Source organism: Oceanobacillus alkalisoli (assembly GCF_021556485.1).
Taxonomy (GTDB): domain Bacteria; phylum Bacillota; class Bacilli; order Bacillales; family Amphibacillaceae; genus Oceanobacillus; species Oceanobacillus alkalisoli.
In genome coordinates, this window is record NZ_JAKGBW010000031.1 from 1 (window position 1) to 4,290 (window position 4,290).

The 4,290-nt window shown below is 40.8% G+C and carries 4 protein-coding genes; 2 read left to right on the forward strand and 2 right to left on the reverse strand.

The features are described from left to right. Positions 1–228 precede the first annotated feature (228 nt). Complete coding sequence (locus LZD48_RS18255; protein ID WP_235764122.1) at positions 229–885, forward strand: LuxR C-terminal-related transcriptional regulator; 657 nt, start codon at positions 229–231, stop codon at positions 883–885. A gap of 76 nt (positions 886–961) precedes the next feature. On the opposite strand, the gene LZD48_RS18260 is transcribed toward LZD48_RS18255, so the two are convergent. Next, entirely contained in the window at positions 962–2,230 is a 1,269-nt protein-coding gene (locus LZD48_RS18260) for a cytosine deaminase (RefSeq protein WP_310739877.1), read from the reverse strand. Further along, positions 2,220–3,479, reverse strand: coding sequence for a cytosine permease (gene codB, locus LZD48_RS18265; RefSeq protein ID WP_235764123.1), 1,260 nt, complete (start codon positions 3,477–3,479; stop codon positions 2,220–2,222). Before codB ends, LZD48_RS18260 begins: the two co-directional genes overlap by 11 nt. Before the next feature lie 339 nt (positions 3,480–3,818). Between codB and LZD48_RS18270 the strand changes: the two genes are divergently transcribed. Next, positions 3,819–4,139 carry a YflT domain-containing protein gene (locus LZD48_RS18270; RefSeq protein ID WP_235764124.1) on the forward strand — a complete coding sequence of 107 codons (321 nt, stop codon included), beginning with the start codon at positions 3,819–3,821 and terminating at the stop codon, positions 4,137–4,139. The last annotated feature ends 151 nt before the right edge of the window (positions 4,140–4,290 follow it).

Consider the following 4,290-nt stretch of genomic DNA (forward strand, 5'->3'; position numbering starts at 1 on the left):
TGGAATTTTATAATGAAGAACGATACCAAACGAAATTAAACAGCCTAACACCGTTAGAATATCGGTACCAGGCTGCGGCATAGATTTTTATTTTTTTACTGTCCACTTGACAGGGCGCAGTTCACTGACCCTCTTGTCCCGTTTTCTTATTTGCGTTTAGAAATTGTTTAGTTCGGCTTTTTATACTATGAATTGGGTAGGTTTATCAATATATAGAGGGTGTTTATCATGAGAGTTGTTATTGGCGATGATTTAAATGTATATAGTGAGGGGCTACAATTCATTATAAATGCAGAAGCAGATATGGAAGTGGTAGGGGTACTTCATGAGCAAAATAATTATTTGGAACAACTGGAAAGGTTACAGCCATCGATTATATTATTTAATATGAAGAAGCTGCAAACTGGAATGGAAAATGCTGTTTATCAATATTGGAAGGGTCATTCGAAGGTGAAGCTGGTTTATCTTTCGCCAAAGGTCGATTCCGTTTTGTTTTATGAGTGGGTTAAGAATAAGCCGGATGGTATTTTACTTCAGGATCTCTCTCCAGAAAAATTCATCAGTTCCGTACGGGATGTACATAACGATCAATATATTCTTTCCGGAAAAATTGCCCATGAATTAATTAAAGGCTTCCATCAAATTGATTTGCTAAAGAAAATGATTTTAAAAGAAAGCTTGCGTAAACAGAAAATCGATGTATCTTTACGGGAATTGGATATTTTATATTTAATGTTTCTTAAGAAAAAAAATCAAGAGATCGCAAAAGAGCTGGATTTGCCTGATCAATCTGTTCGATACTACGTGAGTAAGGTGTACAAAACATTAAAATTAAAAAACCGGGCTGAAACAATCCGTTATCTTAGTAAGCTGATAAACGAATAATGAAACATTGGGGTCAGAGCACTTCTCCCAGAAGTTCTAGGACAAGTGCTCTGACCCCAATGTCCCACCCGCCACTTTATCTTGAAAATGTGATTTCTTTTTTTGTGGTTAAGTTGATATGGGTTTCGCTTGGTTTTGTTTCGGCTATTTTTTTGCCGTTCCGGAAGGCGTAGCGGACAATTGCTTGTTTCCGAACCGCTTCATATTCATTTTCCGCTCCTAAAACTATAAAGTTCGCCGGTTTTCCGGCTTCAATCCCGTAGCGCTCTTCAATATACAAGGTGCGTGCGCTGTTTGCTGTAATCAAATCGATAGAATTAACTATTTCTTCATAGCCCATCAATTGCGCAACGTGGATTCCCATATGCAATACGTTCAACATATTACCCGTACCTAATGGATACCAAGGGTCAAAAACATCATCGTGGCCGAAGCAGACATTCAAATTCGCCTCCAGCAGTTCTTTTACCCGCGTTAACCCGCGTCGTTTCGGATACGTATCAAACCGACCTTGTAAATGAATATTGATTAGGGGATTTGAGACAAAATTAATATTTGCCTTTTTCAATAATCCAAACAATTTAGATGTATATGCATTATTATAAGAACCCATCGCTGTCGTATGGCTTGCAGTAGTTCTCGCTCCAAGCCCACGCTTAAAGGATTCTGCAGCAACAACTTCCACAAATCTGGATTGTTCATCATCCGTTTCATCGCAATGGATGTCAATAAGCCGGTCATATTTTTCCGCTAAGTCAAAAGCAATTTTCAATGATTCAACCCCATACTCGCGAGTGAATTCAAAGTGGGGAATACCGCCAACGACGTCCGCCCCGAGCTTAAGCGACTCCTCGAGAAGCTCTTTCCCGTTCGGATAAGAAAGGATTCCTTCTTGCGGGAATGCGACTACTTGCAGGTCGAGATAATCTTTCATCTCTTCCTTCACAGCGAGCATTGCTTTTAAAGCTGTCAAATCAGGATCTGTCACATCCACATGTGTGCGGACATGCTGAATCCCTTGGGCAATCTGCCATTCAAGTACGGTTTTCGTCCGTTCTTTCACATCTTCTCCCGTAAGAGACTCTTTCCGCTCGGCCCAGCGCTGGATTCCTTCAAATAATGTACCACTCCGATTCCATTCAGGTTCCCCCGCTGTAAGGGTCGTATCCAAATGGATATGAGGCTCGATAAATGGAGGAAGAACAAGCGCGCCTTCGACATCGAGAACCTCCGTATCTTGAGGTAATTCTGTCTCATTCGTTGTAATTCTTTCAAAAATACCATCTTGAATCATAATATGAAATGTTCCATCTTGTCCACGTAACGTACAATTCTTAATGATCACTAGACATAGCAACTCCTTTTACAAAATCTTCTTGAGGTAAAATTTTCGTTAATAAAATATATACAATACCAGTTCCAATCAGGGCATTTAACGGACTGATTCCTGGAGCGAATTGGGCTAGACCAACGCCTGCTGCCCAAGCAATCATTGCAATCCAGTTCACTTTTTGAAATTGCACGGCTTTAAATTCGGCATATTTTCGCTTGCGGATAAAGAAATAGTCTGCAATAATAATCGCCCCGATCGAAGGGATGGCCGCTCCTAACACATTTAAAAATCCAACAAAATTACTGTACATCCACATCGCAAAAAGTGTTCCAACGAGTCCGTTAATGATGACAAACAACTTCTTCGGCATATTCGTGATATTCGCAAAAGCTAATCCAGAAGCGTAAAGCGCGTTGTCATTCGTTGTCCAGATATTTAAGCCAAGGACGACAATCGCCGGAATAACTAGCCCTTGTAAAAAGAGAACTTCGGAAATCTCAGCAAGACCATATGCCATTGCACCAAATGCACCGAATATAAACATGAGTGTGTTACCTAGTAAAAAGGCGATGACCGTTGCTGTCACTGCTTGGCGTGGTGATTTGGAAAAACGTGTAAAATCTGGTGTGAGTGAACCGGCGCTGATGAAAGAACCAATACAAATCGTAAGCGCCGCTGCCACGGAAACCGATGTCACCGGTTCATAGGCGACGAGTCCTTGCAGCCCGCCGATTACTTCTGTTGCGTGAAACATCGAATACGTACCAAGAATTGTAATCGCAGGCACCGCAATGTACCCGAGCAGAACGAGTGACTTCATCCCATATAAGGCGCTCGCTGTCATCGCAATCCCAAAAAGGAAAATAAGAGCAAACACATTCCAGCCGAGTATTTTTGCAACAGGAATCGCAAACATGGCAACCCCGACTCCGAACCAGCCGACTTGTGTAAAGCCAAGCAGGAAAGAAGGGAGATGTGAACCTTTTTCTCCGAAGGCATATTTTGCTAATAGATGGGTTGATAGACCAGTTTTTGCTGAAATATAGGCTAGCGAACCAGTGTATATTCCTAAAATGAAATTCCCAATCAAAACAATCAGCATGAACTGTGTGAACGTAAGGCCAAGTCCGAGCTCGCCACCTGCGAGCATACTTGCTGAGAAAAATGTCATCCCGAGCATGACAGATAAGATTTTCCAAAAGTTATTACGGTTTCCCATTGGGACAGCTTGCCGAGAAAATTCTGGATCAAACTTTTCCATTTCGTTTCCTCCTCATTATAGCTGGTATCCATTATCCATTCATGAGGAAGTAAAAAAAGAGGCTAATCATCAGCATTTGCTGACAATTAGCCTCTTTTAAGTATAAAGATATGGTACCTGCAGTACATACTAATGCAGATATATCTTTTACTTTCCCGCTGTTCTTGTCAGCCTCACAGGACTGAATTAAAGATACCAGTGTTTAATTAATGATTATTATAACAGGATAATCCGGTTTCTGCAAGATGAAGATGTTTTATTTTCGCTAGAGCGGTTAAACATAGATTGTAAGTAAAAAAAGAAACATAAACTCGGAAAACATCTTAGGAGGTTTTAATAATGGAAAATGTTTATGTCGTTGAAAATAGCGTGAAGGCAAAAGAGAAAATTGATCAATTAACGATACAAGGCTATACAAAAGATGAAATTTACGTTGTAGCCCACGAGCCGGATCAAACAGACAAGCTTTCGGAAAATCTGCATGTAAATCAAGTAGGCATGGAGGAAGAGGGAGTCTTGGATAAAATTGCAAATGTCTTTCGATCCCGTGGTGACGAGCTTCGGAATCAATTTGAAAATCTCGGTCTATCCGCCGCTGAAGCAGACAGATACGAAGCAGAGCTCGACAAAGGCCATTTTGTAATCATCGCAAAAAAATAATGCAAAAAGCGGGACATTGGGGCGAGTGAACTGCGCCCTGTCAAGTGGACAGTAAAAAAATAAAAATCTATGCCGCAGCCTGGTACCGATATTCTAACGGTGTTAGGCTGTTTAATTTCGTTTGGTATCGTTCTTCATTATAAAATTCCAT